Source organism: Amphritea sp. HPY (genome assembly GCF_050870985.1).
Lineage (GTDB): Bacteria > Pseudomonadota > Gammaproteobacteria > Pseudomonadales > Balneatricaceae > Amphritea.
This window is the reverse complement of record NZ_CP194015.1, coordinates 1,497,550-1,521,680: the sequence shown is the minus strand read 5'-3', so window position 1 is coordinate 1,521,680 and position 24,131 is coordinate 1,497,550. Positions and strand designations below refer to the sequence as shown.

Below are 24,131 nucleotides of genomic sequence, written 5' to 3'. Positions count from 1 at the left end.
CTTTAGTCGTTGTAGTGGAGCATCGTGTTGGTGAAAGCTGTTCCTACAAGAGTGTTGTTGAAGGGAATTAATCGAGCGGCGTTACGCCAGTTACCGTCAGACCAGTCCATTTCGCCGGTTGCACTTTTGGTAACATTACGAGCTGTTTTGGTCAGACTCTGAAGGAACTCAGGCACAGGGCCAGCAGTTGCCAGATCAGGCGCATAACCAGAGGATCGGAAGACCGGCATTGCACCGCCTCCGATGTACAGCCCAGTAGACGCGAAGGCCATCGGGACACCCAGCGCAGGCATGTAGTTAGCCGCCGTAGCAGCAATAACTTCGGGGCGCAGACGCTTCTCCAAGAACTCATCTTGGTCTTCACGGCCAGCCGCCTGAGCGTAGGTTCGCATGGTGTATTGCATAGCCGCTAAAGGTGCAGCGACCATCTGAGCGATAACAGCAGCTTCCCGCCCTTCGCCAGACTTCAAGCGTCCGTAGGTTCGCAGAGAATGCTTAGCCCAAGAGCCGATCATGAAGGAACGGAACTGTGTCCAAATCTTCCCAATCGGGCCTTCAAACATAGCGATCTTCTCGCCAGCCAATTGCTTCTGTACCTGCATAGTGTTTGCACGGTGCATGGCAGCAATGTACTGACGGCGAATGTCTGCATCCCACTTCTCAAAGTGGTTCTTCTTCACGGCTCCCCACTTGTCTAGCTCTGGGGGATGCGCTTTGAACTGCTCTTTGATCCGCTTCTTCAGCGTCTTGCCGATCCCGTAGTCCTCGTAAGGAAACCGAGTCTTCGACCCTTTGATCAGGTTGTCGTAGACCGCAGTGTTACCAGTAGAGAACGCATACATCTTCAGAGAGCGGTCAACAGGCTCAAGGAAGGACAGATAGCCCATGCCCCGTTGGAGCTTGTGGGTCACAATATCGACCTTGTTCAGAACGCCATCGACATTGCCATCTTGCAAAGCCAGGTCATCCAAGTCTTGGTACATAGTCGCCAGATATTCATCAGCGATTGCACCGTCGAAGCTGTTGGCTTCCTTGATTAACTGTGGGCCTTGCTTACGCAGGAATGCAGCCTTGGTGATCTGACCTAATGCCGGGAGGTTCTTCAGTGAAGCCCGGACACCATTCTCAGCAACGATGGTCGCTACTTCAGTCAGAGCAGCCATTGAGGCTAATCCCATTGAGGTGGTGAATGTAACCCGGCGCAGCTGTTGGCCTGTCCGGTGCAACGTAGAGTCTCCTTGGTCAACCATCGGCTTCCCGTAGATCTCATTACGTACCTGCTCAAAGAGTTCCAGCTCTTTCTTCCGGTCTGCTTGAGGGACATCAGATTCGATCTTGTTACGAAGTTCTGCTAGTTGCCGAGGGTTCTTCACTCCAAGATGCCGTGCCATCGCAATGTGGCCTCCCATCTCCAGAATGTATTCCTGTGACATCTTCTCCAGATCGGTATCGATGAACATACCCAGATTGAACCCATCGATGTCGAGGGCCATATCCAAGTCCATGCGCTTCTTGCCACGGTCATAAGCGTTTTGCTTCTTCTCGTTGGCCTTCTTACCCTTCAGGTCTTGGCGCTTGGTAATATCATCACTGGCATCAACAAAGGCATCGGTTACCAGCTTCTGGATGTCACCGATCTCCAGCTCTGTCTCCAGACGCAGGAACTCAGCCAGACCTTCTTCATCCAGCAAGATTTCATCGAGACTCTTCATCTCGGTCTTACTGCCTTTCATGAAGTTCCGGGTGAATCCGAAGGCAACCTTGGCAACCAACTTCTCACGAGCAGGTGTCCACTTTTCAGGCTCTACGCGCTTCTTCATGCTCTGGAACACTAGGTTCTCAAAGCCTGACTCAGTGATCGTATCGCCGTTACGGTTGGTGACTGTCAGGTGACTGTCGCCCTTCCATTTACGTTTGAAGAAGCCGGGTTTTGACTCAAAGTCCTTGAATCCAGAAACACCAACATCCCCTGCTTCCTGTCCAATTCCATGGTGCAGGATCGAGGACGAATCAGCGTACTTCATTACTGCCGGGTGATACTTGGAGGGATCAACGCTCCCACTCTGGACTTCCAAGTTGTAACGCCCTGCCTGCTGGGAGAACTCCTTACGGAGCATCCGTTCCTTGATCCACTGCCAAGACTTAACGCCAGACTCCTTCTTGAACTCTTGGAAGGCCTCATCGTGAATCTTGTTATGGTCAGCCAGCTTCCGGGTACGGAACTGATCAGAAGTAGAGTCAGCAGCGACACCATTAGGATTGGCACCGCTAGAAGACATCTCGTCTGCAATGTCGCGCATCTTGGTACTGGCAGAACGCTTCATGTGAGCATTCTGTGTCCGGTCAACGAAGTAGGTATCAGAGTCAGTCTCAGCAGCACTTGCGTCCCGTGAGCTTCGTCGTGCCATCTTGTCAGCCAGCATTGCTTTGCCGAACTTGTGGTATGCCGTATAGCCAGCACCCAGAGTTCCACCAAAAGCAGCACCGATGGACATATCGATCAGAGCATCTTCCTCATCGTATTCAGAGAACTGACCAGCCCGTAGGCCAGCCAATACAGCCTCTGAAGTAGCGCCAGCACCGCCTGTAATAGCAGCACTCGCACCTACACCCAGGTTCTTCAGTTTGTTACCACGAGCCAGCCACGCCAGAGCTGCGCCTTCAGAGAGGCCCACAGCTGCCAGCGCAGTCGGATCAAGCATGCCAATAGCTCCAGACCAGAACTGAGCTTCAGGGCCGCCAAGGGCCAGCTCTTCCTGATACTGTAGGCCTGCATCGAACTCCTCCTTCAAGTCCAGCCAGTGGTCTTCGCTCTTGGCTTCCATTAGCAACTGCTGCTGCTCATCATTAAATAATGAAGGGATAGCCTTAAGCATCTCTGCAGACTGGGGGTCGAACTGGGGGTCTTCCTCGTAGTTAGTTGCGGCTCGTTCCGCGATAGTGATCGGATTAAGCCATTGTTCGCTTGCTGCCTTCTTTGCGAAGTCGAAGGAAAGATCAAAGTCCTTCGCAGCCAGATCAGGGACGCGAATGTCATCCCCGGTCAAGGCTGCTCCAGTGTAAGTAGGCTTAGCGATAGCCTCGCTCAATGAGCCAGTTGTTGGTGCGCTCACGTTGAGCTGCTCGTCCTGTAACGGCATCTAAATTTCGCTCCTTACGTGTCGGAATTTTGTTGTTCTGCATGTACTCAGCGAAGATCGATTGAGAGTCCAGAGCCTGCGGGTGCAGCCTTTGGCCTGTCTCAGCGTCTGTGAAGAAGATCATGCGGGGATTAGTCGGATCGAAGTGAGCGTCAGCATCTTCAGGAATCTCAAGACCGCCCATGCCTACCTGACGGCGAATGAATTCAACTCCGTCTTTGGCGCTAATCTCATGGTCGGTATAGAACTCACCGAGGAAACTCATGAAAGGCACCGAGTTAGGCAGACCGTCAACCATGAGGTTGCTTACGTCCTTCTCGACCATCAACATCAGATCATCTTTCTCCCGGATACCAAGCTGTCGGGCTTCGTTCATCATGGAGTTGATCTGGGCTTCAAAGAGGTCTTTCTGGCCTGCAGGGATATTGAGATTGTCCAGAACCTCTGAACGCACTTCATCAGCGACCTTCTTGTCCACTCGGAGTCCGATGCCGCCATTCATGGCCTTGTTCTCGTCCCAACGCTGGGTAGAAGCTACAGCAGTCTTGAAGTCCTTATTCCGAACCTTTGCGTCAAACACGAAGGCACGAGGAGCATCACGCTTCAACAGCATGTCCACTGTACGTGGGCCGAGAGCTTCCATGATCTGGGAGTGTCGCTTCCACTGAGCCTCGGCATTAGCCATGTCTTCAGCGTTGTGAATATCCAGAGCACCGAATGAGCCTTGTAGCTCCTTAAACTCAGCTGTATATGTTGGAGGTAAGCTGTGCGGATTCTTCTGCAGGAATGCGATCTCTGACTCCAGACCACCGGCTTGTGCCTGACGGTACAACTGGTTCTGAACATCATCGATGTCACCACTTCCCAGATCGGGATACTGGTTATACAGACGCTGCTTGGACATACCGCCATCGATCATCTTCGCTACATCGTCAAACTGCATAGCCTTCGCTTCCAGTAACTCGATGTCAGCCTGTAGTCCACCCAGTTCAGCAGGAGACATTTGGTCAGACTTCCGGTCACGCAGAGCGTAAGCTGCTTGCAGCGCAGAGCTGGAATTGTGAAGACCATCACGACCCATGAGCCGCTTCAGGTAGCCAAATTCAGCATCCTTCTTTGCTTTAGAAACCTCGGATAACCGCTTGATTTCCTTCTTGATCTGCAGGTTCTGTTCCGGTGTCCACTCACGAGCGCCAGCGAATTCAGTGAGATACTCTGGGCCTTGCTGGATAGCCGTAGCCAGTCCTGCAGAGAACGCATCTTCATCACGAATACCTGTAGCCAGGGAATCTGTGTAAGCCTCCATCTGACCCTTAATGCCATACGTAGCTCCACTCTGTTGAGCCAGCTGCGCCTGACGATCACGGGCGATGTATTCCTGACGAGAGGCACCTTCACCGAACTTACGGAGCACCATGTCATCCATCTGCTCCCGGAACTTCTTCCGGTGCTCTGGGTACGGCATATCGTCCAGCTCGGCGTAGACACCTTGCATCACCTCGCCCTTCAGGAAGTCTTCAGCAGACCCATCGTAAGTCTCTGGGCGTTCCAGTGCTTCCTCGATGCCAGCACGGTGATTAGCTTCAATGTTACGAGCACGAGTCCGGGCATCTGCCTGTACTTCCTTTGCTGCTTCATCGAAGTCACGCTTGCGTTTATCGCCCATGACGACACCAAGCTGTTGCAGCACACCGCCGACTTCACGGGTGCGTTGATTTACCGCAGCTAATCCACCTCGGCTCTGCTGAACAAAGGTGTCTACGCGCTGGGCTGTTACTTTACGTAGGGTCATTTCCAGTCTCCAAATGCGTAGTCAGTGAATGATGGTTGTTTGAGGTCATTAGCTTTTGCAGCAGACTTCGCTTGACCGAAGCCGCCGTAGATCGACAGGCCTGTCTTCGCAATGTCAGCCATTGGGTTGTACGAAGTCTTCGGCATGCTGTTGATCCGGGACTGAGCTTGGGCAGTAGTACCCTTCTTGCTCATCTCCAGTTGGTTACGGCTACCAGCTTCGTTGTCATTGATCTGTTGAATCGCCAAGCCCAGCATATTGCTGACTTCTTGAGACTGTCGGTCAACTGATGTACCAGCGACTCCACGCTCAGAAGCCTGCATAGTGGATTCTGCGTTCAAAGCTTGAAGACGCAGCTCTAACTTCTTGTCTGCATTGAGTTCTTCTTCCTGACGCAGCTGCTCATTCAAGGAACGATTGTCGTAGGTCTGGGAAACCACAGCAGCATCCCGGTTCTGCTCGGAGAGAGCATTGTTGGTCTTGGAGGCTTCGTGGCTGGTGTAAGCTGTGACAGCCAGTGTCGCTGTTGCTACCCAAGTCATAGGATCGCCTCCATATCAATATCAGCAGGCTCGATGATCTCAGCCTCAAGTTTCTCAAGGTCTGTCTCATCGCTACGGTGTACATTCAAAAGGATGCAATCGGTCACACAGAAGACAGCCTTCTTAACACCAGCTTCTGACTCAAAGGCCATGGGAGCTTTCAGGGTGACCACCTTGTCCGGGTCATCATCCATCGTTACCTGCATGGTTCCTTCGATCAGGATATTCAGGGTCTTTGCTTTGTGGCGTTTGCCTACAGCGACAGTTCCCTTCGCCAGCTTTACCTGTCGCGTGTACAGACCTTCAGTGAAGAAGTGTTCAGTCGGAGTCTCTACTTGTGGCAACTGTTTTACTGTATTTTCAATAGTTTGGACGTTACTCATAAAGTCCTCCATAAGGCGACATGGGGAATCCCACTGCCTTCGTAATCGATGTACTCTGCGGTCTGCTCAGTGAAACCAAGCGCCTTACAAAGCAGCATCACTCGTTTGTCATCACGGGGTGCGATAGTGAACATCGAGCGTTCAGGGAGAAGACTGAGTGCCTTCCTCCCTGCCCGGATGACTTCCTTCGCACGACCATCGGTCAGGCTGTTTGTTTGCAGCCATACGTTGTCCTCGGTGAACGCCATGCATGCCACTACCTCTCCATCAATGTGAAAGGTGTAGGCCTTTTCCGCTTCATCAAAGCAGTCCTCAAGGACAGCAATTGGATCGCTCTTGGACAGGGCAAACAGGTAGTCGAGATCGGACACGCGAAGGTGGCGACTCAGCTCAGCGGCATCAGTCGCGCAGTAGTCATCTACTTGGATCATTACATCCTCCGTGTTCTACGGGTGTACGTACCTTCCCACTCAGCTGCATGGAACACAGCGTCATGCTCGGTATCGTTTGTGATTGTGATGGTGACGTTGGAAGACCGGGTGTGAATCGGGAATCGTTCTGTTCCAGTCTCTGTCGGTACTTCACCCAGTAGGTATTGAAGTGAGCCGATCACCAGACCTTCATAGTTCTTCGTGCGGAACGCTTGGTTACCGCGAGTCATGGTCACCGTGAAATTGGTTGTGTCGTGGAACCCGAGTTCCAGATAGCGAAGCTGCAGACGACCACCAGTGATGGCCTTACGCTCACCGTCACGGACAAAGAATTCAGAGAACTCGTACTTCTGCTGGTAGCGGAAGCCTGTCCAATAACGTCCTTTGTTCTCGTAGATCACACGAGTGTCACCGCCGGGTAGCGTGAAGTTCTCATCGACCTCTTCCCGCCTATCCAAGAACACTGGGAATCCCAGCTCTTCTTTCAGTGGGTCATGGGACAAAGTGATCTCTTCAAGGAATACGCCATCGGTGTGTTCAACCACCAGTGACAGCTTGTTCTTCACAAGCGCCATATCGATGATCTTTCCGGTGAATGTCCACTTCTGCCATGCGTTCTGAACACGCTCAGCGCCCTGCATCATGATGTTAGTCACGTACACATGGTTCTCTGCGTTCCCATTGTCGCTTCGGGTCAAATGGAGCAGCAGGTTTTCACGCTGAACAGGCAATGTGCGAATCACCTGGCCTTCGACATACGTAGGTACGTGAGGTGTGATTGGCAGCGCCTTGTATCGCTCGGAGTCGCCCTGTGGCAGATACTCATTCAAGGTGGAATACTTCGTACCCTTCGACCAGAAATGGATCGTGCCTTCGTGAACAAACGGTGCCACAGTGGTATCCACCCGATAGTTAGACAATACGTCAATATCGATGGAATCTGCGTTGAACACATCGCCGCTGGTTACAACCATCTGCGTCTTTGGAGCAAACAGGAAGAGCTTCCCAGCGTGTTGCAGAGTGTGCTCTACAGGTGCCACCTCATTGATATTGAGAGCAACATCGATAGGGTCAGCGTCCAGAGTCGTAACTACAGTTGTCGGGAAGAAGTTCAAGTACTCCCCTGTCTCGGAGAAGATCAGGTTCTCGTCAGCAATACAGCCAAGACGGTTCTTGTGGAACACCATTGACTTAATGTGGCGCTGGGCTGTTACCAGACCATTAGCGTCTGTTGTGGAAGTGAATGATGGGTACGGGGCTGTAATCTCGTCACCGACAGTACGCTCAGCAAACGGTGTGGAGGACAGCGTGAACTTGATGCCCAACGGATTGCCTGCAGCGATCTCACCTGCGTCCTGCCCACGGGTAAGCGAAAGAGGCATAGTGCGGTTATCGAGCTTGGTGCCGACTCCACTCTTAACTGTCTCTTTCCAAACACCGGCAGTCTGGGTGCCATCATTAGCCAGCTCTGTATACATGATGTGATACGGATCGACATCAACATCTGAAGCTTCGCCTCTGATCTCCACTCGGAATCCTTCAATGCCATTCGGCGGGATTTCGTCCATGGAGGATGCCCATTCCTTCACTGCGTAAGACGCTCGGTCACCCAAGTCATCATGAGCAATACAGCTGAAGTCATCATTAGCATTACGCTTGATGTACAAGACGTTACCGTGTTGAACAGCTGTGCAGCCGTGGGAGCCTGTCAGACCATTGATAGCGGTAAGCATCTGCCCGGTAAGGTTCATGGTGTCCAGACCAGCTCGTGCTCGTGCAGAGGTCGCTTCAGGTGTCTCAATGGAACAAGTAGTCCCGTTCAGGATCACGGAGTACGTGGTCTTGTAGTCAGCCTGTTTGATGTACCAGAGAGCAGCCGGAGCATCAGCAGCCGGAGCTGTGACGGTGGTGTCGTGGTAAGTCAGAGTGGTGACGGTGCCAGTTCCTAGGGGGTGTTCTGTTCCATTCTCGGTGACATCCCAAATACCAGAGATAGTCGGAGTCAGTCCAGAAGGAATAGAGACACGAATCTCATGGCCAGAGGTAGTCACGGAGAGCGCCGTTGGATACTCAGTGTCGATCCATGTGGCGACCTGAGCGGCAATGACAGAACTTGAGGCAGACGCATCGTTGTACGTGTACTCAGTGCCATTGATGGTGAACGTCAGGAAGTACGTATAGTCAGGATTAGCTGCTTCAGCGTACTTATGCTTCGCAATAGTGACGATAGCTGTCCGGGCGACAGCACTGGTCGGCTCGGAGACAGACTCACCGGGCTTCAGTCCTCGCACAGGAACTGTCTTATTCAATACGAAGGTTGTATCGATAGTGTTCAGCAATTGATACGCACGGTGCTCGGAGATGTCTCCACGTAACGCTAGGTAACGTAGTGCATCTGAATCAGCTGTGACGGTATAGTCGAAGCCTGTCCCAGCATCGCGCACCTTCATCACGCCGTTCTTAACGAACATCTTGTACTGCTCGGTTTCATCACGTTCAAAGGTGTCGATGTGATAACTAGAAGGGTCAGTGATCCCAGACAGTGCTGCTACGTGGCTGGTGTTGAACCGCTTGCCCATACCGTCAACAGGATCGTTACGGCAGTTCAGCTGGTCTTCACACTGGGAACTGAAACGCAGAGCGGCTGACTGTTGGGACACCCCGTTCTGCATGTTATTAATTGATTGGGAGACTAACTCACTCAAAGGCGATACCTCCCAAGGTGCCAGCGTGGTAATCAATAGCTGGAATAGAAGACGAGCGGTTAAGCATCAAGCTCAGCTCAGTGTTCTGGAAGATGGTGTGATTGCCGACCTCATTCTCGGAGCTGACCAATTCCACCCAAGCTTTCTGCTCATCCTCGCGGGTGAACTGATCGATGATCTGGGACGACAATTGACGAGCTTGGAATACCCGGCCACCTCGGTACATGATGTACGAGCGCATGGCCTCTGGCAGTTCTTCCCAGCCCAGACCGAAGATGATCTTGGCCTTGAGGTCAGACGTAAAGATGTACGTGTGGTTGGACTTATCGTAAACACGAGTACCCCGAGCGATGTGCTTGGAGTTCTGGAAGTCCACCTTTAGAGCGTTGGTCGGAAGGTAAACTTCTCCACCCAGGTTCTTCGCAAGCGGGTAACCGTCTTCAGTATTCCAGCTCCAGCCGATCAGCTGAACAGCACGGCTTACCTCGTCCAGAATAGAAGAAGCGATGGCCTCTTCATCCAGCCCAGAGCCTTCTGCGTTCACCGGAGCTTCACCGATGGAAGTCAACAGCACGTTAATAGCGTTCAATTTGGTAGTAGCTGTGAGCGACATAGTGTCCTCCTATAGATGAAAAAAAAGCCCGACACAGGGCTATTAACTCCGTGTCGGGCTTAGGGGAAAGGGATTACACCTTCAGGATTGCTACAGCGCACTCAAAGCGCAGGATGTCGTGACCAACAGCCTGAGTAGTCAGGACGGTAGAACCCAGACGCAGCTCTTCGTCTACCCACTTGGTGGATACATCCATCAGCTTGGTAGTAGCTACAGCGTCTTTATGGAACACCAGACCAACGACCTTGGAGTAGTCGCCACGGTATTTCGCTTGGTTACCAGAACCTACGTTAGCGTCAGCCAGAGGCTCAGGATCGCCAACCAGACCAGCAGTCTCATCAACCTGCGGTACGTTCACAGATTCGATGATCTTGATACCGGCAACGTAAGGGATTACGCCAGCAGCAGCAGAACCAACACCGCCAACGTCTTTGTTCATCCAAGTTACCTTGTTGGCATCTTGTACGTTAACCAGTGCTTCGTACTGCTCTGGAGGCAGAACGCAAACCAGCTCGCCAGTGATGGAGTTCTTGCGGAACTGAGTACGTGCCTTGAACAGCGCGTTAACGATCTTCACGCCATCGTTCTCATCGCCAGCAGAAGCCAGCTGGATGTTCGCGGTGTACTTCTGACCAGCAGATGGAACCTGCAGACCAGCGTTACCAGCAGCAGTTGCGTCAGTGATGAAAGCAGCCTGAGCTACCATGCGGAAGATGTTGCGGTCGATCAGATCAGCCAGAGTCTGGCCGTTTTCTGCAGAGTACTGACCACGAACCTCGTAGTGGGAGATCGCCTCATCAATGTCAGCAACGAAGATAGCAGCCAAAGCCACATCATCGATGGTAACGGTACGTTCTACAGAAGGCAGCTGATCGGCAGTGACCAGTTGACCAGGAGTGTGGTACTTAGCCACGCCAGTACCCAGCACAGGGAATTGCGCGGATTTACCGGATTTGATTGTACGAGTACGGGTCAGACCCAGTGCTACGTTCTTTTGGTGAAAGGCAGTCAGGACTTCGCCAGAGAAGACCTTAAGGAACAAGGCTCGTGCGTTGCCAGCGTTATCGACCTGACCCGGATTAGTTACTACTTGATCAGTAGGGAATGCCATAGTGAGAATTTCTCCTTTTACATTGCGTAATAAGGAGCCACCCGACTTCTCGGAGTCGTTTGGTTAGTTGGAGGGGAGCCGGGTGGCTCGTGTGTGGGGGATGTTGCTTAGAAGTTGGTTAGAGCCAGCTTTTGTGCGACTTGGGCGTTGAAGCGTTCATCGGTGGTGTACCGAGGGTCTGCCATATCAGCCATCATTTCAGATTGAGTTGTGTAACCTTGCGTCACACCAAGACCACCGGAAGCGGCTTGTGTCATCTGACCTTCTTGGCCGAAGTTCTTCATCTCGTTCAGCTCAAAGAGAGCCTTAAGACCTTGAACGGCAAACATGGCAACATTGCTATCTGCGCCATTAACAGCAGCATCGTAGATCTCGGCTTGCTCTGGAGTCAGAGACTGTTCAGCGAACTGAATCATCTTGCCGTATTCTTCTTTACTGCCGACTTCTTGATAGACCTTCATCTCGCGCAGCTCAGCTTCAGCTTCTGTCAGACCTTCTTCTTCCTCGGCGTTCTTCTGGTCATCAGCGTTTTCATCGCCTTCCCCAGTACCGTCAGTTTCTTTGTCTTTATCATCAGCATCTGCTTCGGCTTCGCGGGACTTCTTCGCGGCTTCAATCAGCTCTTCGTATGACTCAAAGCCTTCAGGTAGCTCAAAGTCGGACTTCGTGTCCTTCTCTTTGTCGCCTTCGGCTTCTTTGTTCTGCTCGGACGGCAGATTCACTTCAGACGGATCGTTAGGATCACCGCCTTCAGCAACAGCCAGCATCTGTTTGTCATGATCAGATAGCTGGTCAGGGTTTAATTCAGGTGTACTCAAATATCTCTCCTCTCAATGGAGTTTGTTAAGCGGCTTGATTGCCATTCATGCCTTGCATCATTTGTGGCCCCATCATCTGCATCAGCTCTTTCGCTTGTGCTGACTTCTCGCGCTGCTGTTTTTGCTCTGGCGTGGGAATCAACCCAGCCGTGTCAATGGACAGTGCAGCTGCTACGCGCTTGGCGTATTCGTCAGACTCGATAGAAGCGGCGATGACCTCTGGGCCTAATGGTGCTAGGAGTTCTAGCAATAGTCGGAGTTTGTCCAGTTCCTGTGATCGACCAAGCGCAGCAACTCCAGTGAGGACTTGCGGCTTGAGCATATCGTCGGGCATTTGTGGCAGCTTACGGTTACGTTGGAGCTGACCCATGATTAGCTGGACAAGGGGTAGTTGTAGTTCCACCGAGAGAAGTGCATAGACTCCACCCAGTACGGTTTCAAGCTCTTGCGCCATCGCACGGATTTCCGTTGCAGTTACCCGTTCTGCGTTGCGCGTTAAAGATGAATTCATTAAGAAAGCTGCACTGAGGTCTTCTTTGATCTCAGCCATACGCTGTCGCGCTTGGTTAAAGTCAGCTTGCTTTTCCAGCTGTAACACCGAAATATCATCCGGGTTGCCGGTAGCGAATCCACCGTTTGGAGCTTCGATTAAGACTCGCGGCTTAGTGGTGCCATTAGCCTTAACAAGGAACAAGACTCGTGCGGCAGCGGTTGTGCCTTCATTCAGAGCCTTGGCGAGGACTTCAAGTGACTTAAGGTCACCCAAGTATTCCTCTACGTAGGAGCGTCCGTAATCCTCACCGTCTACACGAATCATTCGGAGCGGCAGGTATGGACACTTATCGAGGGGATAGGTTGTGCGGGAGCGAGGGTCGAGGATGCCATTGATCTCTTGAATCGCTACCCAATGGTTGCCCATGCGCTTGATCTGGGTATACATCTTGATCGTGCGGTTAGGGTCATCGTCTGGTAGAGCGGTCAATTGACTCAAGATGTGCTTGGGAACATCATCACGTTCAATAGGCTCTTCAATAACGATTTCACGTACTTTGCCCATGCCGTCACGCTTGGTGACGTACTTATCGAGCTTGTACAGTTTCATGTCGGCCTTACCAACAAACAGAAGACCATTGCCAGCTACGAGTAACTGTTTGATCAACTCATGGAGTACAGGACGAGCATGTTTAGCTTCAACTTCGTTTAATACCATTCGCTCAAGAGCGGCTAGTGCTTCTTCGATCTCACCTTTTGTCTTCTCTTCAACCTCACCCAGGTCTTCTTCATCAATAGTGAATCGGAAGAACGGTTGGTTAGGCGGCAGGAGTGCTAGGAGAATCTTCGCGGCCAGACTGTTTACAGCCTTGGCACCCAGAGACTGGGAAGGAGTCCGTAGATCACTATTGCCGTCAAAGCCGACAGGAGGAAACAACGAGGGGATCGTGACAGATGCACTTGCCACAGCACGGTTAATGAAACCGGAGCGTTGACCATTCAACTTGGAGAAGCGTGAAGACAGATGTCCGTCTTGCATTCATTTCTCCTTATTTGTTGATGGATAAACCAGAACCACCGGCAGAGCCAGCGTTCATCGACAGGTCAGTACGGAAGGCACCAGCGCCAGACTTAGCTTTCTTGCTACGTGTGCTTTGCTTCTTCTTGGATGATTTAATCGAGAGATCAGCTGTTTCAACTGGAGGTGGAGCAGGAGGTGGTGGTGGAGCTGCAGCCTTGGGGGCTTTAGATAGACACATTCGTATAGTCTTCCTCATCTTGGAGTGACTTGATGTATTCCACTACCTCCTGATGACCCTGAAGAATCCGAAGGTCTTCAACCGTTGCGCTTTTAGGTGGCAGCTTGTTTGGGAAGGCTTCTTGGAGGTGGCGAATAAGTAGGTCACTTACAATTATTTGCATAGGGTCATCCTAAATAGAGCCAGAGAGACACTAAGTAATCCTTAGCATCCCTTGGCGAATCCTATGGTGTGGGGTATCAGAATCAGACGATTACGATGTGGCCTTCTTCCAGAATTGGAGCAGGCGGCTTACGGTTACGAGTAGTCACCCGGCGATTGACTGCAGGCGCTTTAGTTGTTGCTACAGCTTCTTTCGCCGCCTTATTGGCTTTACGAGTTGCTGCGGCTTTCTGTGCCGGTGTCAGTTCAACTTCTTCCGGGGCTACTTCTACTTCAGGTTTCACTTCGTCAGACATTTAGTCTCCTTATGATTTACGCTTCATCGCCAGTTTCCGGGCAGATGGATAGCTAATGGTGCCGAGGGATACACGGGAACCCGCATCGGCTTGGAATGCTGGAAGCAGCTCTGCCTTAACGACACGCTCTACTCCAGACTTAAATTCACGGAAGGATTTACCCATCTCTTCCAGCTCTTCAGGTGAGTAATCGACCTCAAGCTGCGCCGTTATTTGAACGACTAATGTGCGAGACTTTTTGGAAGCCATAGTTTTACTTCTCCAGTAGATTGATCGTAATCAGTGTGTCGGCAGATACGTGCTACCTGCGCGTTTACAATTGCGTCTTGCTCGGTCTGACCAGCTTTGGAATAGAGAGATACGATGTCGGCCCACAGTCCACGGGATTCGGACTTGCGGTATCGCATCTCGGCCTCACCCTTGCGCTTGCCAGATTTAAAAATGTGTTCGTACTGTTCCCAGAACCATGGGTCACCAAGGAAAGCACCAGCACCTTCGACAGAAGTACCTTTGCAGCCTGAATAGCCATCAGTGGTATCGCCTCCAATTGCTTGTGACATGAAGAATTTCTCAGCGTCAGCAGCTGGGTTGAACCAAGGCTGGTAGTCTTTGTCAGGGTTATAGATGTGAACATCTGGGATGGTCTTCATGTCCTTATCGATGGACACAATGACCTTGGTGTATTCCGGGAGGAACGTAGGGTCAGTCGCCAAGATGCCCATGACATCATCAGCTTCCATGTTCTTCCAACGATAGGTTTCCCATTGATCAGCAGACCAATCCTTGAGGTCACCCAAACAGATCGGCCCAGAGACACCGTAAGTCTTATTACGGGAACCCTTGTAGTCCGGGAGTACATCGTGTCGCCAGTAGTGGCGTGACGGGCAAGATAGAGTATTGATTACCTTCTTTGCTTTCGTATCGCTCACGACTTGTGCGATGTTGTTTCTTACGTGGCGTTGTGCGTCTTCCATATCAGCCATCAGGTGGTAAGTGCTGCCGAAGTTATGAACATACTCAGCAGCACTCGCGCCTTGATAGGTAAACACATCGCCGTCTAGCAGAATTGCTATTGGCTTATCAGACATTAATATGCGTCATCCCATTCACCAGTCATGCCGACCACTTGGTAGTCAGTAACACGACCTTCAAAGAAGTTAACGTGGCTTGCAGAACCCATGATTTCATCGAACCATTTGAGCGGATTCTTCTCCACACCGAAGTTTTCTTTCAGTCCCAGTTGAAGCAACCGGCGATCCAATAAGTACTTGACATAGGTTTTCATCTCAGCTTTTGAGAGGCCTTCGACATCCCCAAGCTCGAAAGCCAGGTCAAGATATTTGTTCTCCAATTGTTCGACTTCACGAGCCATTGAGTAGATGTCACGCTTCAGCTCATCGGTCACTACATGCGGGTGCTCTTCGCAGAACGTGCGGAACATCCGGGCAGCGCCTTGAACGTGAGAGGTTTCATCGATGATTGACCAACGGACTGCTTCACACATGCCCTTCATCTTTCCGTAACGCTGGAAGTTCAGAAGCATTGCGAAGGCACCGAACAGAGATACGCCTTCAGAGAACACAGTCTTAGCCAGAGCCAGAGCTATGCCACGATCATCAGTCGTATCGTTAGCGCCCATGAAGGTCGCCTTGTCGGACATCTCGCTGTACTCAAGGAACACACTGAACTCACTGTCAGGCAGGTTCAGCGTTTCGTTAATCATCGCGTAGGCTCTTTGGTGTGTGCCTTCACGAGCCATAACTGAGTACAGCCAGTTACGTAGTTCGTTGTTCTTAAATACCGGGATGAAGAAGTCAGCGTAGTTCTGACCTACCTGAACATCCGATTGAGTGAACAGGCGCAGAATCTGCGATACCAAGTTCTTCTCTTCCGGTGTCAAGTTGTTCTTCCAGTCTTTTACGTCATCACCGAGATCAAGCTCTTGCTCTGTCCAGTGGTCATCTTCGTGAGCAGTAGTCAGCTCCATCGCCCATGGGTAATGGAAAGGCTTATATGTCGGGGAGAACTGGCGCATCATTGACATGCTAGGCACTCCTCTGTTTCAACAGCCTGTGACTCATAGTCCTTCAGAGCGTCACGAGTGACGGCCTTGGATACTTGCTCAGTCTTACTGGCTCGATTGGTTCGTAGGTAATACAGGCCTTTCAGAGGAACCCCTGAGCCTGTGCGGGAGAATGCTTTAAGATGCACTCGGTTAACTTCGCGCTTCGTTGTGCCTGCCGGGAAGAACAGATTGAGGCTCTGACCCTGACAGATTTCCACCTGACGGATACGGCCATGTTCTACCAGCCACGCTTGGTCTAACTCACGGGCAGTCTTGAAGATCGCCTTCTCTTCATCGGTCAGGTAATCACGATCCTGTACAGAACCGTCATTAGCCATGATGTGATCCCACTCTTCCTCCACCCATGAAGCAGGGCCAAGATTCATAAGCAGGTTATGCAGATACTTATTGCGTACTACATGGCTACCTGCACGAGTGCGATGAACAAAAGCATTAGCATTCCATGGTTCAATGGAGGGGGAAGTGCCAGTGATGATCGAACTGTTAGCATTTGGAGCGATTGCAAGGAGATGTCCATTTCGTCGTCCTGTTCCTTTTAAGAAAGCTGGCTCACCGCGCAGGGTTGCCAGTAGTTCACTTTCAGCCACAGCTTCACGCTTGATGTACTTAAACATCTGAGCATTCTTCTGGACTGCTGATCCCAGACCTCCAGACTCAAAGGCGATGCCGTTGCGCTGAAGATACGAGTGGAAGCCCATAGCGCCCAGACCGAGGTCACGAGAACCAGCTGCGGCCTGCACAGCCTTCTCAAGGCCAACTGGGGCATTCTCAAGGAAGTACTGGATGACGTTATCCAAGAAGCGGATAGCATCGCGCACCATAGTAGTACCCGACCATTCATCGAAGTACTCAAGGTTTACAGAGGACAGACAGCACACTGCGGTCAGCTCTTCGCTGGTCGGCAGGTGTATCTCGTTACACAGATTTGAACCGTGAATCTTTAGCCCCAGGTTCTTCATTGCCTGCGGTAAGTGACGGTTGGCCTCATCGATATAATTGATATACGGCTCACCAGTACGGAAGCGTGTCTCAATGATCATCTGCCACAGCTCACGAGCACGGATAGTGTCAACCACCTTGCCGTCATTCGGAGCCTTCAAGTCCCACATAGCGTCATCTGCAACAGCCAGCATGAAGGCATCAGTGATGTTCACAGCGTTGTTTACGTTCAGACACTTACGGTTGATGTCACCGCCAGTAGGGATTCGTACACCGATGAACTCAACGATGTCCGGGTGATCAATGTCCAGATAAGCAGCCATGGAACCCTTACGAGTCTTGCCTTGCTTGTAGTACATGATGTTGCTGTCAGCAGTCTTCAGGTACGGGATAGCGCCAGACGCTTTGTCTGTAACTCCACGCATCTTGAAGTGCTGCCCTACTCCACCGCCGCTAATCGACAGTGCAGCCAGCTCTTTCGCAGCGTCCATCTGGTTACCGATATTGTCAGCGACCAGTGACAAGAAGCAGCTGATAGGCATAGCCTTGCCGCGCTTGGTCTGGAAGAAGAACGGCTTGCGGCCTGACTCATTCCTCCAGTCGCCTACTGGTGCGTTGGATAAGATCGGTGAACTGAAGGACAGCCAGCCCTTGCTTGCGTAATCATAGATACGCTGGGCCAACTCCATGTCACCGCCGCAGAACGCGATGGCAGCACGAGCAAAGGCCTGCTGTGGTGAAGCTTCGTGTGGTTGAAGGTAGAAGTCGTTCAGAAGGGTTAAAGCTAGGGGAGACAGGTTGTTATCACGGGACGGTTCTAATTGAATACCGTTATATTTCATTAACCCTCCTTTGTGGTTAATTGCTTCCACGCTACCGGGAACAGCGGCTCAATAATGGCGCTGACTTCAGTGGCGAGGTCTTGGATTTCTTTCTGTGCATGCGGGTCAATACGCTGGTTATAGAACCGGGCGAAGGCAGAGAGACTGCCAGTCCAGTACCAGTTCACTTCAGCACCTTGAGGTAACAGGAAGCGAGCTTGTTCAGGACACAATCCCAGCTCAACGGCTTGCTCGTAGATAGCCAAGTTCTGGCGGTACTGAGACTCAAAGATCGCAGTCCACATCTCTTGGTCTTCCATCTCACCAGCACTACCCTGCTTCGCACCGCCCGTAGGTTTCCCACGGAAGACTTCAGGAACAAAGAAGGTTGGAGTGCAGTCGATATAACGGCGTGACTCTTCGTTCTCTACGAAACCGAACTTGTGCTTGAAGCACTGGGTACGGATTGGCACCGGAGCGTTCATACGCAAGGTAATCGCAGTGTGTGCGAAAGGAGTCCAGTGATTATGTTCAGCCAGGTATTTGATCAGGCCTGCATCTTTGCCTGTCCACTCAACGCCTTTATCAGCGGCGAAGGACACACGAGCAGCGCGTACAACAGATAGGTCAGACCCCATGTGGTCGATGTACTCAGCGTTCATTCAGGAACTCCTGCAGTTGCGGAAGGCCGACATACAGCTGCACAGTGCCGTCTTCTTGTGGACGCTCGATCACTGGGATCGTACGGATACCTTGGGACAGCAGGCCTGTCATTGCTTCAGGGTTCTCATCGACATCCACTACTTCGTAAGGAACGCCGTGCTGCTGTAGGCTTTCTTTTAACGTCACGCAGGACGGGCACCAATCGGCGCTATAGACTTTAACTGGCATCACACGATCCCCGTGCAGATAGCGGCAACGCAGCTCACGACAGTTATCAGAGACATGATGGTCACTGCATGCATCGCTGATTTAGCTAGTGGGTTTTTCATTTGTTCTTCTCCTGTACAACTAATCGTTTGCCAAAGAACTCAACCTTCTCTGCGTCATACAGAGCGGTGGTTCCCGGCTTGCCGTTATCTTGACGAGCAGCGGCTCTGCGCCAGATCGCCTTGAATGCGTTACCTTCCGCGAAGTTCATACCGAGTGCTTCAACGATGTCGTTACATTCGGCGTGATATGGCAGACGGTGCGTGGTGGTTGGGTTCTTAACGAAGACCACGTAATAGTCAGAGGAACCTCCGGTCAGCTTCTTGGCTGGCTCATCGAGCGGCACTAGGTGGCCGGGGATACGGCGAGGCACCCCCGCAGTCGGAACTGCAGGAGGCGCTGGAGGAGCTGGAGGAGCTGGATGGTTACACTGTGGAGGCATAGTGAAGGAGTCCATGCTACTTACCCATGCTCATCAGGACGTTGGCACTTTCACCCATCACGGTGGTAGGCATACGGCCATCCCACTTCAGCTGGGCTTCAGCTTGTTTCAGCTTGATCAGTGCAGGGGTCACAGAACGTGCCAGTGCTTTGTTACCTTCAGCTTCTTTCTGTACGCGGTACAGCTCAGCATCAGCAGCTTTCTTCTTGGCAGACGCATTGAACGCAGCGGAAGCATCAGCAGCTTTAGCAGCAGCGGTCTTCTCTTGTGCTTTCAGGTCAGCGATCTTCAAGTCAGCTTCTTGGCGGTTAACTTCTTCGGTACGCTGCTTGGTCTTGATGACAGCAGAGGTCACGACTTGCGGCAGATTGATGTCAGAGAACTTAACTGCAGTGATATGGTAGCCACGCTGGTTCAGCTCTTTGTTCAGACGATCAATAATCGAAGTCTCCATACGGGCCAGAGTTGTCTCGCCGTAGAAGTCTTGTGATGTCTTAGCCAGCTCTTTGCCGACCTCAACGATCATCGCAGGGACACGGCGCTTCACTTGGTTAGACATGAAGCCTTTCGCAGAGCCTTGATCGTTACGTACTTGAACAGTCATACCCGGCAGGAAGTGACCGGTAACGGCAACGTCCATGGAGGTCTTCAGGTTGTCCTGAGCAGGCACCCCCAGGTTGTCCCATGAGTACGTCATTTCCTGCAGGTCGTAGCGTTCAAAGTCAGCCAGAGGGTTGACCAGATGTACGCCAGAAGTCAGTGCTTCGGAATGAACCTTACCGAAAGTGGCACCTACTTTTTCCTTACCAACACCAACAGAGGTGAATGAGTTAAAGCCGATAACGACAGCCAGTACAGTTACAACAGCTGCGGATACAAGTTTGGTGATAGTCAGATTCTGAAACATGGTTATTCCTCGCACATCGATGTGCAGTTAGTTGAAAATAGAGAAGTTGGTTGTGCAGGGATTGGGTCAGTCTTTGAGCCTTTAACAGCCGGGAGTGCGATTGAGGCCAAGATGCCGACGATGGCGACCACGATCATCAGCTCAATCAGAGTGAATCCTTTGGAGTGTTTCATCGGTCATCACCTTCACCGTCGATGGTTCCACGCTCAGCACGGCCAGACAGTTTGCCGAGGTTCATCTGTGCGATGTCTTCAAGGGACAGGCCGAGAACGCCAGCGCACTCTTGGACTTGCCAGAGCAGATCGCCCAGCTCCTTCGTCAGGTCTTCACGTAACTTTTCGTGGACATCAAGACTCGGGAACATTGCGCTCACCACAGCGTCACGCATGGAGGCTTTGTGCTTACGGCAGAACTTGTTCAGCTTGCCCATGACTTCCCCTGCTTCTTCAGCAAGGGAGCCAAACGGGTACTCAAAGACAGGGCCGTACGCAGCTGTTGTATGAGCAGCCTTCTGGTATGCATTGAGCGTCAGATCAGACATTCAAGAACTCCTCGATGCGGCCCTTAACAGCTTCCGCACGTACTTGCTCTCGCTCTTTGATTTCCAGATTCAACCGAGTCTTCTCGATCTTCTTCTCGTTCTTCGCAATGAAGACTTCCAGCTTCTCTTGAGTCTTGGTGAATGAGGTCAGGATGTTGCTCAGGCCAAACGGGTTACGGAATTTGAATAATTTGCGCATGTTGGAGTTCTCTCGTGTCGTGGGGTTTATTGGGCTTTCAGGTTGATGCAGACTCGCGTATGCAGATCACCGGCTTCGCACTTAGCCAGCTTCTCTTCCAGAGTCAGCGGCTGCTTTGCAGGGTCGAAGTTTGCGCAGCTCTTGCCTGCGTAATTGGTTGCTTCACATTTCTCAGCCAGAGAGATGGTTGGCTCGTTTGAAGCGCAGCCGACAGACAGCAGCGCAGCTCCGGCAACAGCCAGTGCGATAAGGGTCTTTTTCATTTTGGATTTCCTTTGGTTGGGCTTAGGTGTGGGGTATTTCTTTATCGAAGCGTTCACGTTCAAAGCGTGGGTGGCGGAACTTGCCGTTCTTGGTCAGGCCCATGCAGGACACTTCGATGACTTCGGGTAATTTGCGGGTGAAGGCGCGGCGTTGTTCGTCCGACATACCTGATACTTTCCCTTTAGGTGTGATCAGAGCACCGATGAGTCCAGCGTATTTGCCTTTCCCTTCAGTCGCTCCGGTCACGGGAACGTCATAGTTCTCTACGGGTTTAACCTTGAGTGACTTCTTGCCTTGATAGAGCACCAGACCTTCATCACCGATGGACAAAGCCGTAGCCAGCAAAGCGTTAATCTTCGCGGCAGTTGGATTAGTCAGGGTGAAGAGGATCAGGCGGTCATCAAGGGGATCGATGCTGTAAGCATGCTCTGGCGACACCATGTCACCTTTGTGAGTACGTACGGCTGATACAGAGGTTTCCCAGTTATCAATGAAGATTTCGCAGTCAGTGATGTGGTCTGGGATGTCATTGAGGTTGTAGAGAGGTTTGTCTCGGCGTGAGACTGGGAGTCCATGCTTATCACGAAGCATTCGGACACCATCAAGTTTGCGGGTAAACAGCCAGTCGCCCTTCAGGTCTTTTCCAGACCAGAGGGTTGGCTTGATCATCGTTCTTTCAGAAGTTCCTTCGCTATTGTGATCAATTGACCAGCGTTGATTTGGTAGACACCTTCAAGCGAGGCGATGGCTTCAAGTCCTGCTTTGTAACGAGCAGCTTTCTCTGCGTCAGTCATTGGGATTACCTCAAGGTTATTTTGTGACCGAGCTTGGCTTCGATCTCTTCGATGGACATCTCAACGGGAGTCTTCAAGTGAAGGTAATGTTGAATCCACTCAAGACGGGTCTTCTGACCGCTCAACTTCTGGGACAGCTCTTGGATGTACTTTCTGCAGGAAGTTTGAGCAGCCTTAAGCTCCGGTACGGATTTGTACTTTAGGTCAGACATTAGTGAGTCTTACTCCAGTCAGGGCCGATCTTACAGTCGGCATCGAGTTCACAGGCGAACTTAAATGTGCGCCCTACTTCTTTCATTGCTTCTCGTGCAATTCGTCCAACAAGATCAGCGATGCTTTGTGTCCTGCAAGCGATTTGGTATTCATCATGTACCCACGCGCAGAAAGCATAATCACCGTCCCATCCGTGCCGTAGACCGGCTTCACGGAGCTTCTTATCAATGAGTATTCCCCACAACTTGCAGACAAGCGCACCATCCCCTTGCAGTCGGAAGTTGGTCGCTGAATGCGCGGAGCGGGTCTGGATAAAGCGTCCATCAAGCCCGGTGACACCACCATCGATCTTGTGGTCGTCTTTGCACTCGTTCTGAAATTCCTTAACTGCAGGAATCGCCTTAAGAAACGACTTTCGGAGTTCCTCACCTTTGAGAATATGGCAAACTCGGACAGGGGTGACTCGCTCTCCTTTCTTCTTGAGGAATGCGATGACTTTCTTGTGGGAACCTTTGGCTCTCCAAGCGTCACGCTCAGCCTCTGTATAGCCTGCAATCTCTCCAAGTAGCTCATTGCCTGCTCCGTATAGGAAGGCGTATATCCAGCGTTTACTGGTGTCTCGTGCGGCTTCATGTTCAGCATTGTCTTCATCTCGGATTGTTCCCGGAGGCATCAGCCCCAGAGCAAGAGTGTTGTGCCAGTGGATGTCACCATTGACTACCAGCTCGGCATACTTACCGCCGTCAAACGGAGCCAGCGCATGCCCAAGGCAGCGAAGCTCTAGTCCAGCAGCGTCAGTTCCGAGGAGAATCCATCCTTTAGGAACTGTGAACAATTGGCGGCAACGGTGGCCGTACGATCCCGGAGAGCCTTTAGGAACCTGAGCAACATTCGGAGTACTGTGAGTAGCCCGACCAGTACCAGCGCCGTTAGGATTAACTCGACCATGGATGATTCCTTCTCTTTCAAGTTTGAGCCAAGCGTTCTTCCCGTCACCGAGTTGTCCGATCAGCTTGTTGATGTCGTAGAATTCCTTGAGTAAAGGAGCTTCCTTGAACGTGAGTTTCTCCAGCACCTCGGAGTCAATCTTCGGGTCACCACTATCGGTGTACTCGGTTGGCTCCCAGTCGTACCAAAGCTTGAAGCAACGAGCTACGTGCTTACGGCTACCGGGGTTGAAGTCAATTCGCTTGATCTTCGTGTACGGAGCACCTTCGGTCATGCTGCCCTTGAGCTTGTCTTTGTAATTGACAGTTCTCTTGGGGTGGGTCACGCCGTTGGCCGCGTACCAATAGCCGAACTCATTGACGAGATCGGTGGTCAGCTTGTTACGCAGAGCGCACACTTCGGAGTACAGAGCAGCAGCGCCACGCACATCGAATACGAAGCCGTTGACCTCCTGCTGATACATGAGCCACGCAATGTCGTGCTCGATGTCGATGGCAAAAGGAGCGACCTCTTTCGATAGTAGTAACTGCAATAACTTCCGGGTTACTTCCGTATCCTGGTCGCAGTAAACAGCCATGTCCTCCGAGTAGCCGACTGTCTTCCACGTATGCGGTTCGCCGGTCAGAGGGTTGATGTAATCTGCAGGACTGAAGTCGCCCTTGTAGTCGCCTAAGCGGTAGCCCCAAGCGCCCAGTGAGTGGGAGCCAGTGAGCTTACGTGGTAGTGGGTAGGTATCTCCCCAGCGTCGATACTTGGCAGCGTCGATACTAGCGAGGGTCGGGAAACACAGCCGGGACAGAACCAGAGTATCCCTAACTTTCTCCTTGGGAAGGACTTCGGCAGTGGCTGGGTACAGCTTGCACATCGCGGGGTAATCGAAGGTACATCCATTGTGGAACCAGACCTCATCAAAAGTTGCTAAGTGGTGGACTAAAGACTTGACACTACGAAACCGGTTGTTGTGATTAGTCTCGTAGTCACGGGCAGAGGCGCAGTACAGCACCTCCAGTTCATTGAGAAGACCATCTGTCTCAATATCAGCGACAGCAATCCTCTTCATCAAAATGACCGCCGTTGACGCACTTCTTCATCAGCGTTCTCGCGGGACTTACCACCGACAGCCATGCCTATCTTCTCGATCAGGCGAAGGTACTTGCGGGATAACTCAGCGTTGCATCCGACCAACACCCGGAAGTCGTACTGACTTGGCAGGTTGTGGGTCACAGCTTGAAACGTGCGTATATCGTCCGCGCACAGTTCGATCTCCAGCTTCACAGGCTGGTGTACAGTGGTAATTTCCATG

The 24,131-nt window shown here is 51.7% G+C and carries 27 protein-coding genes and 1 pseudogene; all 28 read right to left on the bottom strand.

Going from position 1 to position 24,131, the window contains the following annotated elements; all coding sequences use genetic code 11:
* Positions 1-2: 2 nt before the first annotated feature.
* Positions 3-3,140 (bottom strand): hypothetical protein, encoded by a 3,138-nt coding sequence (locus ACQUQM_RS06820; protein ID WP_432473733.1) that lies wholly within the window; start codon positions 3,138-3,140, stop codon positions 3-5.
* On the bottom strand, positions 3,070-4,932 hold the full coding sequence (locus ACQUQM_RS06815) for a hypothetical protein (RefSeq protein WP_432473732.1): 1,863 nt from the start codon (positions 4,930-4,932) through the stop codon (positions 3,070-3,072). Before ACQUQM_RS06815 ends, ACQUQM_RS06820 begins: the two co-directional genes overlap by 71 nt.
* Positions 4,929-5,474 (bottom strand): virion core protein, T7 gp14 family, encoded by a 546-nt coding sequence (locus ACQUQM_RS06810; protein WP_432473731.1) that lies wholly within the window; start codon positions 5,472-5,474, stop codon positions 4,929-4,931. The genes ACQUQM_RS06815 and ACQUQM_RS06810 overlap by 4 nt, the downstream gene beginning before the upstream one ends.
* Positions 5,471-5,857: a hypothetical protein gene (locus tag ACQUQM_RS06805; protein ID WP_432473730.1), complete on the bottom strand. Its 387-nt coding sequence runs from the start codon at positions 5,855-5,857 to the stop codon at positions 5,471-5,473. The genes ACQUQM_RS06810 and ACQUQM_RS06805 overlap by 4 nt, the downstream gene beginning before the upstream one ends.
* A complete protein-coding gene (locus tag ACQUQM_RS06800) occupies positions 5,854-6,288 on the bottom strand; it encodes a hypothetical protein (RefSeq protein ID WP_432473729.1) in 435 nt (144 codons plus the stop codon). Before ACQUQM_RS06800 ends, ACQUQM_RS06805 begins: the two co-directional genes overlap by 4 nt.
* Complete coding sequence (locus ACQUQM_RS06795; RefSeq protein ID WP_432473728.1) at positions 6,288-8,993, bottom strand: hypothetical protein; 2,706 nt, start codon at positions 8,991-8,993, stop codon at positions 6,288-6,290. The genes ACQUQM_RS06800 and ACQUQM_RS06795 overlap by 1 nt, the downstream gene beginning before the upstream one ends.
* Positions 8,986-9,606, bottom strand: coding sequence for a hypothetical protein (locus tag ACQUQM_RS06790; protein ID WP_432473727.1), 621 nt, complete (start codon positions 9,604-9,606; stop codon positions 8,986-8,988). The genes ACQUQM_RS06795 and ACQUQM_RS06790 overlap by 8 nt, the downstream gene beginning before the upstream one ends.
* Positions 9,607-9,679: 73 nt before the next feature.
* Positions 9,680-10,717, bottom strand: coding sequence for a hypothetical protein (locus tag ACQUQM_RS06785; protein ID WP_432473726.1), 1,038 nt, complete (start codon positions 10,715-10,717; stop codon positions 9,680-9,682).
* Between the two features lie 107 nt (positions 10,718-10,824).
* The gene (locus ACQUQM_RS06780; protein ID WP_432473725.1) at positions 10,825-11,535 is read right to left on the bottom strand and encodes a hypothetical protein; all 711 of its coding nucleotides are present in this window, start codon (positions 11,533-11,535) and stop codon (positions 10,825-10,827) included.
* Positions 11,536-11,560: 25 nt separating this feature from the next.
* Positions 11,561-13,066 carry a portal protein gene (locus tag ACQUQM_RS06775; RefSeq protein ID WP_432473724.1) on the bottom strand — a complete coding sequence of 502 codons (1,506 nt, stop codon included), beginning with the start codon at positions 13,064-13,066 and terminating at the stop codon, positions 11,561-11,563.
* A gap of 10 nt (positions 13,067-13,076) precedes the next feature.
* Positions 13,077-13,286, bottom strand: coding sequence for a hypothetical protein (locus ACQUQM_RS06770; RefSeq protein WP_432473723.1), 210 nt, complete (start codon positions 13,284-13,286; stop codon positions 13,077-13,079).
* Between the two features lie 245 nt (positions 13,287-13,531).
* Positions 13,532-13,744, bottom strand: a complete 213-nt coding sequence (locus tag ACQUQM_RS06765; RefSeq protein WP_432473722.1) for a hypothetical protein — start codon at positions 13,742-13,744, stop codon at positions 13,532-13,534.
* A gap of 9 nt (positions 13,745-13,753) precedes the next feature.
* The gene (locus ACQUQM_RS06760) at positions 13,754-13,993 is read right to left on the bottom strand and encodes a hypothetical protein (RefSeq protein ID WP_432473721.1); all 240 of its coding nucleotides are present in this window, start codon (positions 13,991-13,993) and stop codon (positions 13,754-13,756) included.
* Positions 13,966-14,832 carry a hypothetical protein gene (locus ACQUQM_RS06755; protein WP_432473720.1) on the bottom strand — a complete coding sequence of 289 codons (867 nt, stop codon included), beginning with the start codon at positions 14,830-14,832 and terminating at the stop codon, positions 13,966-13,968. The genes ACQUQM_RS06760 and ACQUQM_RS06755 overlap by 28 nt, the downstream gene beginning before the upstream one ends.
* A complete protein-coding gene (locus ACQUQM_RS06750) occupies positions 14,832-15,788 on the bottom strand; it encodes a ribonucleotide-diphosphate reductase subunit beta (protein ID WP_432473719.1) in 957 nt (318 codons plus the stop codon). Before ACQUQM_RS06750 ends, ACQUQM_RS06755 begins: the two co-directional genes overlap by 1 nt.
* Positions 15,779-17,611, bottom strand: coding sequence for a ribonucleoside-diphosphate reductase subunit alpha (locus ACQUQM_RS06745; protein WP_432473718.1), 1,833 nt, complete (start codon positions 17,609-17,611; stop codon positions 15,779-15,781). The genes ACQUQM_RS06750 and ACQUQM_RS06745 overlap by 10 nt, the downstream gene beginning before the upstream one ends.
* Entirely contained in the window at positions 17,611-18,252 is a 642-nt protein-coding gene (gene thyX / locus ACQUQM_RS06740) for an FAD-dependent thymidylate synthase (RefSeq protein WP_432473717.1), read from the bottom strand. The genes ACQUQM_RS06745 and thyX overlap by 1 nt, the downstream gene beginning before the upstream one ends.
* The gene (locus tag ACQUQM_RS06735) at positions 18,242-18,481 is read right to left on the bottom strand and encodes a glutaredoxin family protein (protein WP_432473716.1); all 240 of its coding nucleotides are present in this window, start codon (positions 18,479-18,481) and stop codon (positions 18,242-18,244) included. The genes thyX and ACQUQM_RS06735 overlap by 11 nt, the downstream gene beginning before the upstream one ends.
* Positions 18,482-18,578: 97 nt before the next feature.
* The gene (locus ACQUQM_RS06730; RefSeq protein WP_432473715.1) at positions 18,579-18,977 is read right to left on the bottom strand and encodes a hypothetical protein; all 399 of its coding nucleotides are present in this window, start codon (positions 18,975-18,977) and stop codon (positions 18,579-18,581) included.
* Between the two features lies 1 nt (position 18,978).
* Positions 18,979-19,869 (bottom strand): SPFH domain-containing protein, encoded by an 891-nt coding sequence (locus tag ACQUQM_RS06725; RefSeq protein WP_432473714.1) that lies wholly within the window; start codon positions 19,867-19,869, stop codon positions 18,979-18,981.
* 86 nt (positions 19,870-19,955) lie between these two features.
* Positions 19,956-20,042, bottom strand: a pseudogene (locus ACQUQM_RS06720) (type IV pilin protein); the annotation flags it as partial.
* Positions 20,039-20,410, bottom strand: coding sequence for a MazG nucleotide pyrophosphohydrolase domain-containing protein (locus ACQUQM_RS06715; protein ID WP_432473713.1), 372 nt, complete (start codon positions 20,408-20,410; stop codon positions 20,039-20,041). The gene ACQUQM_RS06715 and the pseudogene ACQUQM_RS06720, both read right to left, overlap by 4 nt.
* Positions 20,403-20,609 (bottom strand): hypothetical protein, encoded by a 207-nt coding sequence (locus ACQUQM_RS06710; RefSeq protein WP_432473712.1) that lies wholly within the window; start codon positions 20,607-20,609, stop codon positions 20,403-20,405. Before ACQUQM_RS06710 ends, ACQUQM_RS06715 begins: the two co-directional genes overlap by 8 nt.
* A gap of 26 nt (positions 20,610-20,635) precedes the next feature.
* Positions 20,636-20,872 carry a hypothetical protein gene (locus ACQUQM_RS06705; protein ID WP_432473711.1) on the bottom strand — a complete coding sequence of 79 codons (237 nt, stop codon included), beginning with the start codon at positions 20,870-20,872 and terminating at the stop codon, positions 20,636-20,638.
* A gap of 22 nt (positions 20,873-20,894) precedes the next feature.
* The gene (locus ACQUQM_RS06700; protein ID WP_432473710.1) at positions 20,895-21,542 is read right to left on the bottom strand and encodes a hypothetical protein; all 648 of its coding nucleotides are present in this window, start codon (positions 21,540-21,542) and stop codon (positions 20,895-20,897) included.
* A complete protein-coding gene (locus ACQUQM_RS06695) occupies positions 21,539-21,667 on the bottom strand; it encodes a hypothetical protein (RefSeq protein ID WP_432473709.1) in 129 nt (42 codons plus the stop codon). Before ACQUQM_RS06695 ends, ACQUQM_RS06700 begins: the two co-directional genes overlap by 4 nt.
* Before the next feature lie 211 nt (positions 21,668-21,878).
* Entirely contained in the window at positions 21,879-23,888 is a 2,010-nt protein-coding gene (locus ACQUQM_RS06690) for a DNA polymerase (protein ID WP_432473708.1), read from the bottom strand.
* Complete coding sequence (locus ACQUQM_RS06685) at positions 23,888-24,130, bottom strand: hypothetical protein (RefSeq protein WP_432473707.1); 243 nt, start codon at positions 24,128-24,130, stop codon at positions 23,888-23,890. The genes ACQUQM_RS06690 and ACQUQM_RS06685 overlap by 1 nt, the downstream gene beginning before the upstream one ends.
* Between the last annotated feature and the right edge of the window lies 1 nt (position 24,131).